The organism is Chitinophaga solisilvae (assembly GCF_009928525.1).
GTDB lineage: Bacteria > Bacteroidota > Bacteroidia > Chitinophagales > Chitinophagaceae > Chitinophaga > Chitinophaga solisilvae.
Map to the genome: position 1 here is coordinate 50669 of NZ_JAABOK010000020.1, position 17683 is coordinate 68351.

Genomic DNA, 17683 nt, shown 5'->3' on the forward strand with positions numbered 1-17683 from the left:
TCAACTTTTACTTACAATAAAATCTATGTTGATGGTCATATTACCGATGCCCAGACCGGATACTGCCGTACATACCCTGGAAGTATCCACGATGGCAATGGTGTGCTGTGGTGCAGAAACCAGTATAGCAGCGGGCTGCGAAGGTGTCACCACTTCCCAGTCGATACCTACCAGGAAGGAGTCCCCGATATTCATGATACCGATATTGGGTATCGGCTGCCGGCTGATTTCAAATGTTTTTCCGATTTTCATTTTGCTGATACCTCCAGTATTGCCGGTAACATTCCGGTGAAACAGTTTGAAGTCAGCGATATATTCCACGTAGGGAAGATTTTCTATGAAGTAGATGATTTCCGAGCGATATACTTCGGTATCAAAGTGCAGCACTACTTTATCATCGAATGCCCAGGGCGACAGGAAGCGCACCAGATCCTGGTTCAGTTGTTCCTGGTAATAGGCGGGATCAAATCCTGCGTTGAACTTCACTTTAAAATCTGCCAGCAGTTCTTCGTAATCCGGGTTGCTGACCTGTACGGTCGTAAAGGCGGTGGTACGGGCTTTCAGGGCTGCCGCTACCTGATCCAGCAGGAAGCTGCTGGCTTTGGGCTGCAGTCTTTTTGCCAGCGGCGCGGCAACTGCGATACGCGGTATCACCACTGCCCTGGTCACGCCGGGAGTAGCGATGGCGCTGCCGTTCAGACATTTCACCTTAACAATACCCGGGAAGGCTTCCAGTGCCAGGCGTTCCAGGTCCCAGGAATTGATGGCCCTGTTCCGGTGGCGGAGCCTTTCCGACATCCTGGTGATGTAATGCGTTTTTGTTTCCGGTTGCAGCCCGCCGGACGATGCGTATGGCTGGCGTATACTTTTAAGTGATACGCTGCTGTTAATCATTTGTTTGATAGTATCTGCCGGAAGGCCCTGTGCCAGGTGCAGCGGATAATCCGCGAGGTCATCGCCGGGCAGCAGGCTGAGCACCGCTTCTACGGCCTGTGTGTGAATACCGTCCAGCGGGGAGATCCTGTTCAGGCCTTGTGTAAGGGTTGCCTGTAACCAGAGAAGCCCCGGCGGCATCAGCAGACCGGTAGCCGCATCGGCGCCGGTTTGCAGGGAAAGCAATCCGGATTGCTGCAATCCGGAGGTAGTATCCAGCGCCAGCTGATCGGTGCGCAGCGGCGACCATTCATCGCCGGCCAGGTATGCCCAGGAGATAACGGGATTGGCGTAATCCGCATCCGGATCGCTGGCCTGCACCGCATCATTTTCAGCCAGGTGCATCAGCAGGTTGACGGATTGCTCCGGCTGCAGGTTGGCCAGCCCTATATAAAGATATCCTACTGCCGGGAAGTCCGGAAACAGCGGATTACCTTTATCTGTCAGTTTTCGTATACCCAGTGGCGTTATATGGAATACCTGATCGTCAGTGCCGGGAAATATGTTATCTTCTGCGATGTAGTCCAGGCTGATTTCCCTTATCAGCGGTGTATAGGGCGGCTGGGGAATGACCGGCGGCAGGTTGGGAAACTGTACCATTTTCTGCGTGGCCAGCGCGAGCGCATTGGCATAGTTGCTGTGTCCGAAAGCAGTAAACCCTGGTGTATCCGGTGCGGAGAGCGTCAGCCGGATAAACCCTGCAGGCATGCCTCCGGCATATCCGCCCGAAATATCGGGCAGGCCGGGATTACGTTCGGGGACCTGGTTATCATTGGCAATTTTCAGGTCTTCTTCTGAAAAGGTCATCTTCATGCGGTAGGCTTTCACCTGGCCTTCAAACAGCGTGTATCCGGTTTTTACAGGATTGTCGAACACTCCGTTGAACAACACATCAGCATCTACCTGAAAGCTGGTATGTGTGAGATCTACCGGGATGCTGTATCCGGTATAATAAGTTTTAAAATCCTGTGCAGGTGTTTGCCATTGCACGTTTACCGTAACATTTTTCAGTTTTTTACTGAAGCATTCCCGGTTGCCGATGAAGAAGCGGGAGCCGGCGGAAGGCCATGACCCGAAAGGAGTAAATGGTTTGTTTACGGCCTGAACGCCTTCCTCGCTCTGTACAATCAGTTTCTTCAGTCCTTTTACATCTACGGTGAGTGCGGCTGTTTCTGTGGTAAAGTCCAGCAGGTCCTGTGGAAGCGGTTTTCCCGGCAGCCCGGTGATTCTCATTGCCGGCACGCCATCCGGAAAACGGCTCTGATGTACGGCCTGGCTATGCCCGGTAACCGGCGGCATTACTTCCGGCAGTAATACTTCTACGTATAGCCATGCCTGTTGTATGGTATCCTGGTAGATGACTGCTTTTGTCAGTTGTGGTTTTATCCAGCCTTTTTCGCCGGTTATCTCTACCTGGATGATGTTCTGTAAGTCTACCAGCAGTGGCGCTTTCACCGCATATGGCATAGAGTGCGCCCTGAGGTAAATGGTACGGGAACCACCTTCCAGTTCCAGCAGGGATGAGGAGATACCCATCCCGGTAGTGACCGGCGACATGGTTCTGTCGGCCGCTGCCAGCCTGGATTGCGGGCTACCGAATGGCAGCAGCTGTCCGGGAAGTTTAGCCGGATCATAAGGTGCAGACCATAGCAGCCGTGTTTTATCTGCCGTTGTATTTTCAACAAACAGGGAATACAATGCTGCTACCTGGGCCTGGTTCACCACAATATCGCTGGTGGTTGTATAGCTCAGCAGCTGCCCGTCAGGGCCTTTACCCGCGTCCAGTACCGCGCCGGAAGGTATCAGCTGCGGCAGGGCATTGCGGTTCAGTTCAAAGAAAACATGCACCTTGTCTGCCACCGCCTGACGCCGCGGAAATTTCAGCACCTCGCTGAAGTAAAACTGCATATGCGCGCTGGTAATGGCATTCAGGTTGTTCCTTGCTTTATCCAGCAGCCGCAGGAAAGCGAGCAACAGGGCTATATGTGGTTCAGTATCCGTTGCCTGGCCGGCAATGGCTGCAATATCAGCAGGCGGCAGCAATGCTGGCACAGGTCCGCTGGTCAGAAAATTACGGAACAACGAAGTCCAGTCTCCGGCAACGGTATTGTCAGGCGTAAAGAAATTCAGTTCATGGGCAAGGGTATACAGCAGCGCTATCATACCGGGTACATCTCTTTCTTCGAGCTGGGCGTAATCATCTGCCAGCGCGGCGCCCAGACGATCCCACTGCCCGATGCCATCGGAGTATAACAGTGACTGATATATGATTCGCAGATCTTCCATTATTGTACAGCGCCTTCGTTAATGTAAAACGGATATACCAGGTTGTACCTTGAGTTAGTGGCCAGCACCGTGTATTCCATGGAGATGAGGATAAGTCCGTTGGTATCGTCCACCGCATTAATGCGGACAAAATCCAGCTCTATCCTGGGTTCATAATACAGGATGGCTGTCTGTATCATATCCTTCACATAAGCCAGCAGGCTGGTGGTGATAGGTTCGAACAGCAGTACTTCCAGGTTGCAGCCAAAGCGTGGCTGCATGACTCTTTCGCCGGGGCGGGTAGCCAGCAGTATCTTCAGGCTTTGTTCTATATCTTCCGCTTCAGCTACCATCTGCACCGTGCCGGTATTATTATTGAAAGCCGGCGGAAAGCACCAGCCGGTACCGAGGAATGATTGATCCGAGTTCATAGCTGCATTCATTTATCCGATTAAGACGGTAAATTCACCAATAACGATTTGTCCGCCGTGCGCGGTGGGGTCGCCCATTCTGGCGGCGGGCTTACCTCCTATCAGCACGGTGGATGAGCCCTGCAGGATGGTATCGGGAGGGCCGGTACATACTGCCATATCTCCCACTACTGCTGCCGGCAGGCCGCCAATCAGTACCGTAGCGGCTCCGGGCCCACTGCACGGACCACCTACATGTGGTACTGCCGGTATGCCGGGTGTTACCATCGGGCATACATGCATATCGCTTATTCTTGCTGCGGGTTGTCCCATTATATATTGTTTATCAGTTAATCTGCACCAGCGATCCTTTCAGTTTGGCGATGGCGCTGCTGCTCAGTTCCATTCCTGCGCTGCCTTCTGCCTTAAATTGCGCCTGTGCGGCATTTTTAATATTTACGCCCTGCAGTTCTATATCTCCGCCGGAAGATTTGAGGGTGATTTTTTTGGCAGTCTCCAGGGTGATGCCGTCCGCATTCATCACCAGCTTATTACCGTTCTGATCTTCAAGGGTAATCCCCTTTTCTTTTTCAGACAGTACAATCCTGTTTCCGGCGGGTGTTTCCAGCGTCATGCTTTTATCTTCTTCCTGAAAAAGTATTTTCATTTTGCTGGCGAAGAAGAAACCTTTTTCTTTATTTTCATCCTTAGCCGATAGCGGCGCCGGTTTTTTGCTGCTGTTGAGCATGCCCAGCACGATGGCTTCACGGGGATCGTTGGTGATAAATCCAACCAGCACTTCGTCGCCGATATCCGGGCGAAAGAAGGAGCCGCGTTCCTTCCCTGCGTCGAGGGTGGCAATACGTGCCCATACGCCTTCTCCGCTGATATCTACCATCGGTATTTTTATCAGGATGCGGTCTTCTCCGGCAGGATCATCTTTCAGCTGCGCCACAATACCAGTTTGCAGTCCATGTACCGGCGGCACCAGCATGGCGGCTCCGGTATGTTGCGGCAGTTTTTCTGTATACCATTCCGGCTCCATACCAAACTGCGCGCTGGTAGTCCATGCGCCATCGCTGATGTCGTGCCGGACAGCGGATACAAATAACTTTCCGTTGAAGCGGTCGCCAACGCCCTGCAGGGAAATGAGGTCGCCGGGTTTAACAGCAGCAAATCCGTCGAACGTTACACGTCCGCGGATCTTTGCCAGCAGGGACTTCTGGCGGGCGGCATCCGCCCACGCCTGCAGTTCTTCCTGCGGGATATTGCCACCATGACGGAGCAGCATGGCTTTCAGCTGTGTGACGCCGGCCAGCTGCGATGCAGGGAAATTACCTGCTTCCTTTACGGAAGCCGGCGCCTGTCCGGTTACTTCCGCCACTTCCTGATCTGCTACATCCCAGGTGAGCGCTGTTACGCCGGCGAATTGATTCCGCGCATCCATTTCTGCGTCCAGCTCCAGGATGGTAGCGCCGTATTGCAGTGTCAGCACCGGTTCTGCTGAGAAAGAGGGATTTACAACTGATACGGTGCCGTCATTAATCAGGACCAGCTTACCGTTCACATCGAGGCGGCCAAGCAGGAAGTCCCAGTCGGAACTATCATACTGTACCATTTCCGGATGTGTGAATTTGCTTTTATCAATTTTGCCGATGTTCAGTTTATATTTTGAAAAGAGATTGGAAGCGATGTCCGTGTCCTTCATATCCTTATAACTGGCGCTGAAGCGGCCCAGCGTCATGTTATACGCGGTATCGCGGCAGTCCAGCTTCAGCTGGGAAGCGCCGTTACGTCTTATGGCAATGGCATGCTTCACAACAACGCCTTTATAAATAAGATCTTCCTTTGACTGATGTCCTGCAAATATTTCGATGACGCCGCCCGGCAGGAAAATAGCATCGCTGCTGGCAGCAAAGGTTTCCTTTGAGGGATCCCCGTCGATGATGGTAATTTTCGCCTGCGGGATACGGTTGGCTTCTTTCAGCACAGTAACGGAGAACACCTGCCAGGTGCGCGGGATAGCTGTTCCGTTTACCTTTACGGTAAAGGTGACCGTTGCGCCATCCACCTTCATGGGTATTGTTCTGTCGTTGCTCATGTTACTTTTTTTCAATTGGCGGAAATATCAGCTGCGTACCGGGCTGCAGGTTCCTGAAATCGGCCAGGTTGTTGGCTCTGGCCACCTGCATATAAAAAGCGGGATCCTCATATACCTTGTAGCAAAGCATCGGCAGGGTATCTCCAGCCTGTACAATACGTTTGTGGGTAATATCCGGCGATTTATCTGCCTGCTGCCTTACCCTCAGTTCATTCTCTACGGTGGCGGTGAACTTGGCCTTTACGGTAGCCCGTATCGGTGTGCCATCAGGTTTAAACAGCTTGAAGTTGATCGTCATTTCCTTCAGCACACATTTGAAAAGCAGTTCTCCCCACTGGATAATCAGGTAAGGAGGCTGATGTATCTGTCCTTTATAATCGTACACTACTTTCTTAAACTGCAGGATATCCGGCCAGATACCTTCCTTGCTTTCCTCCTGGATACCGGCGCTGTCTTTCGCCTTGAAGGTTCCTGGTAAGGCGCCCGTTTTGTCAAAGAGAAAATCGAAGTCAATATCCTCCGGCTCCATCTTATCGAACTTCATCTGTTGGGATTTGGTACCGGAGGCCTGCTGCTCCTTGTACTTCACCTTATAGGTACGGTTATAGCCTTCCGGATTTACCAGCACTGTAAATTCCCCGGAGGTTAACTTTTTGTTTTCCTCAAATCCGGCGGAAGTATAAGCCGTAATTTTTACCTTATTGAGTTCGGCAGACATAATCAGCGTTCCTGTTTATCTTTCAGTATTTCCATTACCTTTTCCACGCAAAGCGCAATCAGATCATCCGGCGGTGGAGCCGATCCGGCAGGAGTTTCCGGGGTGGCCGCTCCGGCAGGTGCTGCACCTCCTTTCGGACCGCCGGTATCTATGACCGCTTTGATGTAGAGTTCACGGATTTCAATCATTTGATTATTTGATTATTTGATTATTTGAGATTTGAGATTTGACCGGTGTTTTTTGGGGGTTGTTTTTTGATTTTTTATTTGATTTTTTGTTTGAAGTTTCAGTGGCGGAACGCTGGTATCAGAGGATGGTGAAGAACTGGTAGCGGAGTTCGAGGGATTCTACCAGTACTTTGCTCTCCTGGGCGTTGAGGTCTTCTACGGCCCACTTTTTGGGCCATGCCTGTTTTACCGCCCATGTCACCAGGGGTTCATGTTTTTCGTTCAGCAGTTTTACTTCCAGGTCTACGGGTCTTATCTCCAGGTGTTCAAAGGTGTTCAGGCACCATTTGATCAGCGAGGAGTCTTTAATAAGACCTCGTTTGAGTACCAGGTTCGGGAATTTTGTACGAACAGGCAGCTCATGTTCAAACCTGTTTTCGCCCCCTTCCTTGATCATTTCCGTGACTATTTCTGTGGAGAGTCCGGCTACGGACTGAAACATGATATCGCTTTTATTGGAGGCTACACCGTGCAGCTCTTCCTTAAATCCGAACTCCACCTTGAAATGAAACGATACCGGCGGATAGTAGGTAGTAGCCATAATTGCTTATTGCTTTGATACTTTGATACCTTCGTGCGCGATCTCCATCGTTTCTATAGCCACTTCATTACCATCAGCCTTCAGGTCGGAAGACTGCACCTTCACCGGCCACGCGTTGAGTACCTGCCAGGTAATGACCGGTTCGTGGTTCTCATTCAGCAGTTTAATCGTTACATCTCTCCTGGAAACGGTATTCATAGAGATGGTTTCCATCCATTCGTGGAAGCCGATATCTCCCTGGAAGGTGCCACGTTTCAGCGTGATGTTGCTGAGTTTCTGCAGACCGGGCATTTTCACCTTATGGAACTCAGGGCTGCTGCCTTCGCGGTATTCAATAACATCGGATTCCATTGTCAGTCCGGTGATTTCGGTAAATCCTATTTTTGTTCCGGGGCCCCACTCCACACTAAAGTGGAATTTAGGCATTGGATAATTAGCCATATTGCTTGTTTTAGATCAGTGATAAAATTCAGCGCAGATCAGGATTCCTGCATTTTGTGCGCAAAACGCAGGATGATAAATTCAGCCGGGCGAACCACAGCCATACCTACTTCCACGATCATGCGGCCTTCGAGGATATCAAGGGCTGTCATGGTTTCACCCAGACCGATCTTCACATAAAACGCATCAATGGGTTTTGCGCCGGCAAGTGCGCCCCTCCTCCATTCCAGCGTCAGGAAGTTCTCAATCATAGCTTTTACGCGTATCCAGGTGTTGATATCATTCGGCTCGAATACAAAACTTTCGGAGGCTTTCCGGATAGATTCTTCCGCATAGTTGAAAAATCTTCTCACCGGCACATAACGCCATTCGTTATCATTTCCGGCGAGTGTGCGGGAGCCCCATACCAGCGTGCCTTTTCCGGTGAAGGCACGGATTGCGTTGATAGATTTTCCTGCATTAGCATCTACGTTCAGTGTTTCCTGGTCCTGCGCATTGAGCAATACCAATGGTCCCAGTACGGAGGCCAGGCTGGTATTTGCGGGCGCTTTCCACACGCCACGGTTAGCGTCAACACTGGCGTACACACCTGCCACTGCCGGTCCCGGAGGCAGTACCATCAGTTCCTGTCCGGCTTTGGTGATGTATGTTTTATACTGACCGAAGCTCTGTGCCAGGCTTTGATCAAATACAGATTCATAGGTGGCTGCCGCATTTACAATACTGCTGTAATAGTTTACTACGGGCACTGCAGCGCTTACGCTGGCGCCGGCGGCAAGCAGGGTATACTCCTTGGCATCTACCGGGGCAAATGTCAGCGCTGCTACCACAGTGGCTTTGGTGGCTCCCGGTGCGGCAGCAGCCTGGGTAGCTTTCTGTCTGGCTTCCAGCAATACCTGGTTGATAACGGTAGTGATGCCCACCGGAAATCCGGGTGGATCGGGCACCAGGTCCGGTACCGTAGCCGGTGCATTCAGCTTATTATCTTCATCGGCGTATGTTTTGGCGATGGTAAGTACTACCTTGTCCATATCCACCACTGCGGCAGCCAGTTTGTTGGTCAGCGCCGTGATCACCGCAGCCGGATTGGCGGGTGGGCCGGCAGTTTTGGCGATAGTGATTTCTGCGTCCACTTTTGTTTTAACGTCACCGGGCAACGGGATGGCAGCTGTTACCGCAGCGAGCGCATTGGCGGCAGAAGTGCCGGCCACTGCTCCGGCAATGGCTTTCAGCTGATCCATGACAGCGCGTTTCAGCGTATAGCCCCGGTACAGCGCCTGTACGCCTGCATTGTTGGGGACATTGGCTACGGCGGCAAATCCTGCGAAAGTGAGAATGTCTGTGAATTTGGAGTCGGCCGTGTTGATGATATTGATAGCGCCTTTCTGGAATACTTCCCGGTGATGCGTAACGGTTGTACTGAGGATATCTTTCACCTGGCCAATCAGTTTGGCGATATCGCTTTTCAGTTTGAATTCAACGCTCTGGGCTGCTGAAGGTACAGATATGCTGCTTACCACTGCGGGTAGCGCATCGCTGATCACTTTAACAGCGCGGATCACGTCGCGTATGCGGTCATACATTTTGCTGAGCGTGGCGGTGAAATCGGCGTAGGCGGTTTTTGATACGTCGTTATACACTACCATATAATCTTTCAGTAGTTTCTTCATCTGCGCATCCGCGTCAGCTATACCGCTGTCTACGAAACCGCCTGCCGCGCCGGGAATCAGGTTCTGTTGCAGTGCATTGACAGCGGCTACGGCGTTGCTGAGGTCATAAATAAGCTGCAGCAGGGCCGGGTTATTGGTGAGCGATGTCAGCAAAGCCAGCGAGGTAGCCGGTGTAGGCGACACTTCACTGTCGAGCGCAAAGGTAATATCACGGAAGCGCAGTCCGGCAGACAACGAAGCCCGTAACCAGGGCGTATAGGCAGCAGCATACTTCAGGTAGTTGATACCGATGTTATCACGGAAAGCGGCTACACGGTCGTCGTGCGTCTGGCCGGCTGTTTTCTCATCACTCTTCAGCAGATCGCAGATGAGGAAACGGTCCTGCAGTTTATTACATTGATTGATGGCCTGTACCTGGAAGGTGTAAAGGTCGGTACCCAGGCTGGTAGCATCAGGGCTCAGCAGTAAGGTAGGCTCATCATATTTTTCCAGGGCTTTGAGTCCGCCGAGGATACCTTTGGTATCATCGCCGATAGCCGGTGGCGCGGTGTAATTACCAACGGACACGATATAGCATATGCCGCCGCCGTTATCATAGAACAGGCGTATGGAATCATAGAGCAGATACCTGGTATTTTTGGTTTCTGTTTTCAGATACTGTCCCGCAGCATTGAGGCGAACAATCACATCTCTTGCCGGCGGCCCTCCGAAGTACTGTTCAAATTCCAGAAAGGAAGCAATACGGGTAGGCGTATTGAGCAATGATTCTCCGTTTTTCTCCGCTGTTCCGGTATACCCGATAAACGCCGGGATGGCTGTATCTACAGCAGCTACGGAGGGGGGAAACTTGGTAATTTCCTCTACATAAACACCTGGTGTTTTATACGTACTTGGCATAAAATAGCTATTTATTTGGGGAGATATATTTTTGAATAAATGTTTTTAACGAGATGCGTAACAGCGTCCACCTCCGGCACGATGGTATGCGGCGAAGGATCCGGCAGATTGATGGTGGTGCCCATAGGGCCCGGAATATTGTATCCCGAATAGAACTGTGTAAGCGGCCGTGGAGCGGGAGGCTCGTTGAATACCGTCTGGTCCTGTTTCAGGTATTTCCAGCGGGTGAGCCGGTTTCGGAAACGTATCATAAATGTTTTGTTGGGGTTGTCCAGTAGCCATCGGTGTGTAACCGGATCCTCCTTCAAAAAGGTGAAAGGCGCTGCAGCACCGGACACGAAGAAGTCGGACACACCGAAAACATCAGGTTGTAATAAAGGATTGATATAATAAAATGTTTTGACGGTTAAACCCGAAGCCTCCTGTATTTCAAGCCTGTACTGGCCGTTGCTGATACGGCTGAAATCAAGGACAAAATTCACATCGTCGGCAGGATCGGCAGAGGAAAAATATTCCTGCTGCGGATTACCTGTACCGGGTGTCAGCCCCAGGTCTACGACATTATTGTCCGCATCATGGAGGGTAGCCCTGATCCATTCACCTGGCGTAGTATTGGGACGGGTATGTATAAATCGTGTACCCTGTACCGTTATCCTTGCCAGCGGATTTACATAATTGATCACAGCTGTGCTGACCTTCTGCCATTTAGCGGCGTTAGCCGCGAAGTTGATGGGAGGCGCCTGCTGATCAATCATCTCATATGTTTCACCGCCTTCTGTCACCAGATCGCCGAGGCTGTAGTTAGCCTCACCATGATATGTACTACCGAAAGCAGCCATGGCAGGATACAGGAAACCCGTGCCGGCCACCACGGAGGCGTTGCGGTTAGAAAAATAATATAGTTGTTTGCCTGGTTCCAGCAACCTGTGGTTGGTATAATTTTCAAAGAAAGGATCCAGCAGTTGCCAACGGAAAGACAGGCGCATAGCTGCAGTTGCATCTACCAGTGTGGCATACTGCCCGGCTCCGCTGATGTCTTCTGACCTGGCCAGCACGTTGAATCCGGTGGCAGTACTGCGGAACAGCAGGTGCTGGTTACGCATCAGCCGGGAGGTTGCCTCATCAGGTTGTATATTCAGCACACGGCGGATGTCAAATCCGTCAGGATACCTAACTATCAAACCTGGCACCAGGAAGTAGTCATGGAGGATGCGCACCTCGAATAATTTACGGTAAACCGCCTGCATAGTACTGTACTAATTGATAGTTACTTCGGTAATTAATCCGCCGCTGTCTGTCATCCGTGCTGCGTCGATTTCAATCTGCCGTGCCTTGAAGAGCAGGAATGGCTGCTGTTTTCCGCCCAGTGATCCCCACAGGTAATTGATTTGTTCGAAGGTGAGGCTCATCAGGTCGATGGTAATTTTAATATTGTTCTCCGCCTCGCCGGGAGTGGCAAATATGCCGGTGGCAGGAACAGGTGTGCGTGACAGTGAAAAAATTCTGTTACCCTGAAAGAATGACAGGATCAGCCCCAATAGCTGCAGCCCCATATTGTAATCCTTATGGTTGGCGGAAAACAGCAGGTACAGATTCAGGTGCATCGGCGGATTCACATATGCCAGCGGCCTGATATCATTTTGCCTGACTGCCGGAAGATTTCTGTAGGTAGCTTCTTCTTCCACATTAACCATGGTCATATATACCTGCGCTGATTCATCCGGCGGAGTAGCCGGGTTATCAGGGGTTGCAAAAGCAATATTGCCAAGCACCACAGGTTCGGGGTTAGGCAGCACAATAACAGATGCAATGAATGCATTCAGGTTCTGCCTGATTAATTCCATTGCCTGGAATATCATAACAAATGAAATTTAGGTTTTTCTCAGGGTTACCATTCACGCGTTGTGACAGCCGAAAACTGGTAATGAAAAAAACGGGGCATTAAATCTTACAAACATTACATTTTCCAATGCGCACAAACAGCATACATCAGTACGCGTAACGCAGTCTGGTCATTGGTTTAGGGCACACGATACAAACTCTCAGAGGTATTTTTTTTAAAGACTTGCTGCTGAAGTTATTTTGAATTCTTTTGGAGTTATCCTGCTTAACGTGTCGTTAATTATCTGTCAGATGAAATTAAAAGTATAAAATAATTTTGGATTATACAACATGAATTTTAAACTTATATATAATACTTTGAATTACGAATTGCGAATTATGAATTACGAATGTAGCTCGAAGATAAAAGCGAAGACCGAAGCAAATACTTAAAAGTATATCGCTTCGGTCTTCGCTTTTATCTTCGAGCTACATTCGTAATTCGTAATTCGTAATTCGTAATTACGTACAAACTGCCAGCATCAAAAATATCGGTCTTCTCTTTTCATCTTTCATCTCCGGGTATTTTTCAAGTACTGCTGCTGACGGTGTGGGTTCAGCTACTTCACGGATGCTGAAACCGGCATCTATCAGGGCGTTCAGCCATGCGGCTACGGTACGGTGGTATTTGATGACCTCATTGTCCAGGAAGCTGGTATGACGGATTCCCTGGTCCTGGTAGTTGTCCAGAGGCCAGTGCAGCCGTTTGCCGTGCTGGTCATAGTACCAGTCCTGTGCAGGCAATGCGGTGAATACCGGATGTTCTGCGGAAAAAATCAATGAGCCTCCAGGTTTCAGGCAATCATATATCCGCCTGAAAAGCGTGGTGATATCTGCTATATAATGAAATGCCAGTGAGCTGATGACCACATCATATTCTTCCCGTGTATAGGTGAACGCTTCTATCGGTTCCAGCCGGTAAACAATGGCGGGGTCGTTAGTGAGCGCTGCGGCACGTTCCAGCATTCTGGCTGAAAGGTCCACACCTGTAACAGCGGCCGCACGCTGTTCGCGTGCATAGCGGCAATGCCATCCGAAGCCACAGCCCAGATCCAGTACACGCTTACCTTCCAGGGCAGGCAGCATGTTCCGGAATACCTCCCACTCTCCTGCTGCCTGTAAACCTTCCACAGACCGGAGCATCTGGCTGTAGCTGGCAAAGAAACCGGGATCATCGTATTTATTCTGTTTCATAACAACAAAAATAAATGATCTCTCCCTAAAAACAGCTGTCTGCTTAACGGGTTGGTTTTGCCCAGAACAGGTCAGGATTGTTGGTTTTGTAATTTTTGATTGTGGTGCCTTTTGATGTAACTTTTTCTTCTTTCTGTGGCAGCTGTTTTACAGCATTCATCGGCAACAGCTCTATGTAGGTTAACTGTTTACCGGAAGTGTAGGTTTCCGTATCCGCCTCACTGTTTGCTGTGCATTCAATCCTGTACAGGTTTTTAGCCATATAGGAATTGAGATAGTTTTCCTTATTGTAGGATACCTTCCTGTTCCAGTTGGCATCAGGGTTCACGATAAGCGGCTGCCCGTTTATCAGACGCTCCCGTACTTCTTTCGGTCCAAGCAGCTCCCCTTTTTCATCCATTACATATGCACTAAAGGTAGGATCCATCCATACCCATCTGTCCAGATCATCGGAATAAACCATATTGATAACATGGCAATCATCAAATTTCAGCGGACGGGGCATACAGGTAACGAAGCGGGATTTAAATCCGATGGCCAGATAACACTCATTCAGTACGGTAGCCATCATCCGGCAGTTGACGCCCCTGTCCTCTTTCCGGCATACATCGATGATAGCCAGGGCATTTTTTACAGCAGGATTATTGCTGTTACCATCATGGCGGATGATATTATGCACCCATTGCATCAGGTTTATCATCTTGGACGCATCGTTGCCGTTACCTGCAATGGAATCCAGCTGCAGGTCTGCCCGTATTTTTTTCAGGCGCGGGTCATCGGGAGACTGATAAGTAAATGCCGGTATTTCTCTTTTATCCGAGTAATTATATTTTCGTGCAGCCTTCAGCGTATCCAGGTAGGGCGGCATCGCCTGAATACGGGTCCATGCCGTATCCTTTCCATTCAGCAGCACATAGAAGTCATGGTATACACCTGGTTTCATCCGGAAAGAGATAGAGTCCTGGTCAGTGTAGAAAGTAACGTTCTTACTGAGTGCGACAAATACATCCGGCTTTGCTGCCGGCGTGATGGTCCATGTTTTGTCCTGGAATACCTTACCGTCCCTTACGCTGGCCAGATTGGAGGAGGCTTTGATTACAGGTAGCTTTGACTGGGAAAACACGGCTACCGGGATAAAGAATAATAATAGGCAGATACCTGCTTTCATACACGATCGATTTTTACAGTTGACTGAATAATAAACATTTCCTCCGCCTGGAATGATACAGGGATAGGTATATTTCGCAGTGGAATACTGAGTTAAAGACGACCACGATCGTAAAAAGTTGCATGGAGCGTTAAATTTTCTGTTTTTTCCGGGACGGCCATCTGGCCTGCCCATATAAAACAAGTGCCTGCTTAAACCTTTTCGCTGCAGGATTGTATACCTAACAGACCAAATCTTAGGTTATGAAAAACAGATACTTCGCCGCCTTCTCTGTATTGGCAGCCGGCTGCCTTTCTTTTTCCTCCTGTAGCAACAATGACGACAACAATGAATTTCCACAGGTAGTGTGGAGTGTTCCGCTCAGTCCGAAGCTGGAAAATCCGGCCCCTGCCGGCAGAACCGAAACCGGGTTACTAACAATGCAGCTGTATGCGAACAACCGGCTCACCTATTCCTTCAAGGTGAACAGTCTGGCTGCTGATGACCAGCTGACCATGGCGCACTTCCATGCCGGGGATCCGGTTACCAACGGACCTGTAATACTGCCCTTCCCCGCCTTCACCGGCGCAGGAGCCAGCGGTGAGCTGGTGCTGCGGCAATCGCTGTCAGACAGTCTCAAGAATCAGCAAAACGATATATACTTCAACGTACATTCTACCAAAGTGCCCACGGGCCTGGTAAGAGGTACGGTTAACAGTGATATAGCCTTTGCAGCAGATGTTGCCATGAAAGGCTCCAATGAAGTGCCACCGGTACCTACACTGGCTACCGGACTGGCTTTGCTGCGCCTTACCACCACCCGTAAACTGTATTCCAGGGTAACTGTCACCAATCCTCCGGTAGGTGATGCCCTCACTATGGCGCATGTGCATAAAGGCGCTGCCGGAACAAACGGAGCGGTACTGATTCCGCTCTGCGCCTCTGCGGCAGATTTTGGCATATCAAAAATGACGCAGCTGGATGCAGCCACCAGCACCTCACTGGTAACAGATCCGGTTTACACGAATGTGCATTCCAACGCTTTCCCTGCCGGCCTTATCCGCGGGCAGATACGTTAATTACATATCCCTGCTGTTACATTGGCCATTCCCACAGCGGAGTGGCCTTTTTTTGTCGTGTTCAGCCCCTGTAAAAGTCGTCTTTACACAGTATGAAAGCGGCCGCCGGCCGTTAGCTTTGTATGGTTACCGGTATTATCTCACTATAAAAAAACATACAATGACAAAGTCAGTATCTGCCGGCAGTGCGGCCCTCAACAAGCAATTCCGGGCCACCCTGCAGAAAAGTCCGGCTAAAGGCGGCTGGACATACATTATCTGGCCCGGTTCCGTTGCCTTCTTCGGCACCCGCGGCCTGGTGAAAGTGCGTGGTACAATTGACGGACACGCTTTTCAAAGTTCTTTTATGGCGCTGGGCGACGGCACCCACAAACTCCCTGTAAAAGCGGATGTACGTAAAGCTATCGGTAAAGAAGCCGGCGAAGAAGTCACCATCCGGCTGCAGGAACGCATCCTGGATTAGCGTATACCCTTTCCCGTTATCCCCCAATTATCCTTAAATTAATACTCCCTTAACATTATCTTCATCCGGGTCCTATACATTAGCGCCCTGCTACCAGCAGCAGGCGCTAATTTGTATTTTACAATGCCACCGAAAAACCGCTATAAACCAACAGATACTATGTTAAACAGAAGAAACTTCCTGAAGAACCTGAGCCTGGCAGGGCCGCTCGCCGCCATGCCTTCCGCTTTATTACAGGCACAGCCGGAAATCCGCTCCGGTAACATCGACCTTACCGTCATTACGCTGAAAGGCAAGGTGCAGAGCCAGGGTAAAGGCATCGCCGGTGTTGCCGTGACAGATGGTATCAATATCACGCAGACAGATAAAAACGGGCAATATACGTTGCAGAGCAATGCCACGGCATCATTTGTATATATCAGCGTTCCGGCCGGATATGCTATTCCGGCAGAGAAACACATCGCCGCCTTTTACAGACCGCTGTTGAAAAACAGCGCGGTGCAACGCCATGATTTCTCACTGGAGAAACTTGTGACAGACGATCGTCAGCATAATTTCGTGGTATGGGCTGATACCCAGATCATCTCCAAACAAGATGCGGAACAGCTGAAAACACAGTCTGTACCCGACTTACAGGCGCTGGTGAAGTCTTATCCTGCCGGCACATTATTTCACGGCATCGGCTGCGGCGACCTGGTATGGGATCACTTTGAACTGTTTGAAGATTACAAGCAGGCTATAGACATGTGTGGTATTCCGTTCTACAATGTTATCGGTAATCATGATATGGATGTGGATGCCCGTACAGATGATTACTCTGCACAGACATACAAACAGCAGTTCGGCCCCACCTATTACTCCTACAACCGCGGAGAGATTCACTACATAGTACTGGATGATGTATTTTTTATAGGCACCGCCAAGAAGTACATCGGCTATCTGACAGAAAACCAGCTTCAGTGGCTGGAGCAGGACCTGGCCCTGGTAAAACCCGGCAGCACCGTGGTAGTAAGCCTGCATATCCCTACCAACACCGGCGCGGCACGCAGAGAGCGTAAAGCCGAAGAACTGAGTGGCGTTGTCTCCAACAGAAAACAGCTGTATAAACTGCTCGCGCCCTTCAAAACACATATCATGAGCGGTCATACGCACTTCAATGACAACTGGGAAGAAGGTAATATCATGGAACACAACCATGGCACCGTTTGCGGCGCATGGTGGACAGGCCCTATATGCGGCGACGGCACTCCCGGCGGATATGGTGTTTATGAGGTCAACGGATCGGATATTAAATGGTATTATAAATCCACTGGCCTGGCAAAAGACGTGCAAATACGTACCTACGCCAAAGGGAAAGCAAAAGATGCCCCCGAAGAAATAGCTGCCAACGTATGGAACTGGGATAGCAAATGGAAAGTGGAATGGTATGAAGACGGTATACTGAAAGGCGCCATGGAACAGCGCGTAGCCTACGATCCGCTTGCACAGGAACTCTACACCGGTCCGCAGCTTCCTAAAAAACATACCTGGGTAGAACCTTACCTGACAGACCATATGTTCTTCGCGAAACCTTCCGCTGATGCCAGAAATATTACCATAAAAGCCACAGACCGCTTTGGGAATGAATACGAGAGCAGGGTTATTTAGTTATTTTTTTATTTGAGATTTTGACATCCATTCCTTGTTTTCCTTTGGTCTGAAGGTTCAGGGGAAACA

The 17683-nt window shown here is 50.1% G+C and carries 16 protein-coding genes; 3 read left to right on the top strand and 13 right to left on the bottom strand.

Going from position 1 to position 17683, the window contains the following annotated elements:
• The 13 genes from GWG06_RS27435 to GWG06_RS27495 all read right to left on the bottom strand — a co-directional run bounded on the left by GWG06_RS27435 (position 1) and on the right by GWG06_RS27495 (position 14446).
• The gene (locus tag GWG06_RS27435) at positions 1 to 3219 is read right to left on the bottom strand and encodes a baseplate J/gp47 family protein (protein ID WP_160717580.1); all 3219 of its coding nucleotides are present in this window, start codon (positions 3217 to 3219) and stop codon (positions 1 to 3) included.
• The gene (locus GWG06_RS27440; protein ID WP_127035824.1) at positions 3219 to 3629 is read right to left on the bottom strand and encodes a GPW/gp25 family protein; all 411 of its coding nucleotides are present in this window, start codon (positions 3627 to 3629) and stop codon (positions 3219 to 3221) included. The genes GWG06_RS27435 and GWG06_RS27440 overlap by 1 nt, the downstream gene beginning before the upstream one ends.
• 12 nt (positions 3630 to 3641) lie before the next feature.
• On the bottom strand, positions 3642 to 3941 hold the full coding sequence (locus tag GWG06_RS27445; protein ID WP_127035826.1) for a PAAR domain-containing protein: 300 nt from the start codon (positions 3939 to 3941) through the stop codon (positions 3642 to 3644).
• A gap of 13 nt (positions 3942 to 3954) precedes the next feature.
• Positions 3955 to 5709, bottom strand: coding sequence for a type VI secretion system tip protein VgrG (gene vgrG, locus GWG06_RS27450; RefSeq protein ID WP_160717582.1), 1755 nt, complete (start codon positions 5707 to 5709; stop codon positions 3955 to 3957).
• 1 nt (position 5710) lies between these two features.
• Positions 5711 to 6427 carry a CIS tube protein gene (locus GWG06_RS27455; protein ID WP_202183137.1) on the bottom strand — a complete coding sequence of 239 codons (717 nt, stop codon included), beginning with the start codon at positions 6425 to 6427 and terminating at the stop codon, positions 5711 to 5713.
• A 2-nt stretch (positions 6428 to 6429) separates the two neighbouring features.
• The gene (locus GWG06_RS27460; RefSeq protein WP_127035832.1) at positions 6430 to 6615 is read right to left on the bottom strand and encodes a DUF5908 family protein; all 186 of its coding nucleotides are present in this window, start codon (positions 6613 to 6615) and stop codon (positions 6430 to 6432) included.
• A gap of 118 nt (positions 6616 to 6733) precedes the next feature.
• Positions 6734 to 7195 carry a phage tail protein gene (locus tag GWG06_RS27465; RefSeq protein ID WP_127035834.1) on the bottom strand — a complete coding sequence of 154 codons (462 nt, stop codon included), beginning with the start codon at positions 7193 to 7195 and terminating at the stop codon, positions 6734 to 6736.
• A 6-nt stretch (positions 7196 to 7201) separates the two neighbouring features.
• A complete protein-coding gene (locus GWG06_RS27470; RefSeq protein ID WP_127035836.1) occupies positions 7202 to 7636 on the bottom strand; it encodes a phage tail protein in 435 nt (144 codons plus the stop codon).
• 38 nt (positions 7637 to 7674) lie between these two features.
• On the bottom strand, positions 7675 to 10203 hold the full coding sequence (locus GWG06_RS30635; RefSeq protein WP_235938563.1) for a phage tail sheath family protein: 2529 nt from the start codon (positions 10201 to 10203) through the stop codon (positions 7675 to 7677).
• Between the two features lie 11 nt (positions 10204 to 10214).
• Complete coding sequence (locus tag GWG06_RS27480; protein WP_160717584.1) at positions 10215 to 11450, bottom strand: hypothetical protein; 1236 nt, start codon at positions 11448 to 11450, stop codon at positions 10215 to 10217.
• Positions 11451 to 11459: 9 nt separating this feature from the next.
• Complete coding sequence (locus GWG06_RS27485) at positions 11460 to 12062, bottom strand: Pvc16 family protein (RefSeq protein WP_127035841.1); 603 nt, start codon at positions 12060 to 12062, stop codon at positions 11460 to 11462.
• A 484-nt stretch (positions 12063 to 12546) separates the two neighbouring features.
• The gene (locus GWG06_RS27490; RefSeq protein ID WP_160717586.1) at positions 12547 to 13278 is read right to left on the bottom strand and encodes a class I SAM-dependent methyltransferase; all 732 of its coding nucleotides are present in this window, start codon (positions 13276 to 13278) and stop codon (positions 12547 to 12549) included.
• A gap of 43 nt (positions 13279 to 13321) precedes the next feature.
• The gene (locus tag GWG06_RS27495; RefSeq protein ID WP_160717588.1) at positions 13322 to 14446 is read right to left on the bottom strand and encodes a transglutaminase-like domain-containing protein; all 1125 of its coding nucleotides are present in this window, start codon (positions 14444 to 14446) and stop codon (positions 13322 to 13324) included.
• Positions 14447 to 14688: 242 nt separating this feature from the next.
• Here GWG06_RS27495 and GWG06_RS27500 point away from each other — a divergent pair, with 242 nt between their 5' ends.
• From GWG06_RS27500 to GWG06_RS27510, 3 genes are all read left to right on the top strand, one after another.
• Positions 14689 to 15504 (top strand): CHRD domain-containing protein, encoded by an 816-nt coding sequence (locus GWG06_RS27500; protein WP_160717590.1) that lies wholly within the window; start codon positions 14689 to 14691, stop codon positions 15502 to 15504.
• 160 nt (positions 15505 to 15664) lie between these two features.
• Positions 15665 to 15967, top strand: a complete 303-nt coding sequence (locus GWG06_RS27505; protein WP_160717592.1) for a DUF1905 domain-containing protein — start codon at positions 15665 to 15667, stop codon at positions 15965 to 15967.
• A 159-nt stretch (positions 15968 to 16126) separates the two neighbouring features.
• On the top strand, positions 16127 to 17614 hold the full coding sequence (locus GWG06_RS27510) for a calcineurin-like phosphoesterase C-terminal domain-containing protein (RefSeq protein ID WP_160717594.1): 1488 nt from the start codon (positions 16127 to 16129) through the stop codon (positions 17612 to 17614).
• Positions 17615 to 17683: the final 69 nt, after the last annotated feature.

Coding starts and splice junctions, on each gene's coding strand:
- GWG06_RS27485 (WP_127035841.1), bottom strand. CDS start 12,062: ATGATATTCCAGGCAATGGAATTAATCAGGCAGAACCTGAATGCATTC.
- GWG06_RS27480 (WP_160717584.1), bottom strand. CDS start 11,450: ATGCAGGCGGTTTACCGTAAATTATTCGAGGTGCGCATCCTCCATGAC.
- GWG06_RS27435 (WP_160717580.1), bottom strand. CDS start 3,219: ATGGAAGATCTGCGAATCATATATCAGTCACTGTTATACTCCGATGGC.
- GWG06_RS27440 (WP_127035824.1), bottom strand. CDS start 3,629: ATGAACTCGGATCAATCATTCCTCGGTACCGGCTGGTGCTTTCCGCCG.
- GWG06_RS27455 (WP_202183137.1), bottom strand. CDS start 6,427: ATGTCTGCCGAACTCAATAAGGTAAAAATTACGGCTTATACTTCCGCC.
- GWG06_RS27490 (WP_160717586.1), bottom strand. CDS start 13,278: ATGAAACAGAATAAATACGATGATCCCGGTTTCTTTGCCAGCTACAGC.
- GWG06_RS27470 (WP_127035836.1), bottom strand. CDS start 7,636: ATGGCTAATTATCCAATGCCTAAATTCCACTTTAGTGTGGAGTGGGGC.
- GWG06_RS30635 (WP_235938563.1), bottom strand. CDS start 10,203: ATGCCAAGTACGTATAAAACACCAGGTGTTTATGTAGAGGAAATTACC.
- GWG06_RS27445 (WP_127035826.1), bottom strand. CDS start 3,941: ATGGGACAACCCGCAGCAAGAATAAGCGATATGCATGTATGCCCGATG.
- GWG06_RS27510 (WP_160717594.1), top strand. CDS start 16,127: ATGTTAAACAGAAGAAACTTCCTGAAGAACCTGAGCCTGGCAGGGCCG.
- GWG06_RS27495 (WP_160717588.1), bottom strand. CDS start 14,446: ATGAAAGCAGGTATCTGCCTATTATTATTCTTTATCCCGGTAGCCGTG.
- GWG06_RS27465 (WP_127035834.1), bottom strand. CDS start 7,195: ATGGCTACTACCTACTATCCGCCGGTATCGTTTCATTTCAAGGTGGAG.
- vgrG (WP_160717582.1), bottom strand. CDS start 5,709: ATGAGCAACGACAGAACAATACCCATGAAGGTGGATGGCGCAACGGTC.
- GWG06_RS27460 (WP_127035832.1), bottom strand. CDS start 6,615: ATGATTGAAATCCGTGAACTCTACATCAAAGCGGTCATAGATACCGGC.
- GWG06_RS27500 (WP_160717590.1), top strand. CDS start 14,689: ATGAAAAACAGATACTTCGCCGCCTTCTCTGTATTGGCAGCCGGCTGC.
- GWG06_RS27505 (WP_160717592.1), top strand. CDS start 15,665: ATGACAAAGTCAGTATCTGCCGGCAGTGCGGCCCTCAACAAGCAATTC.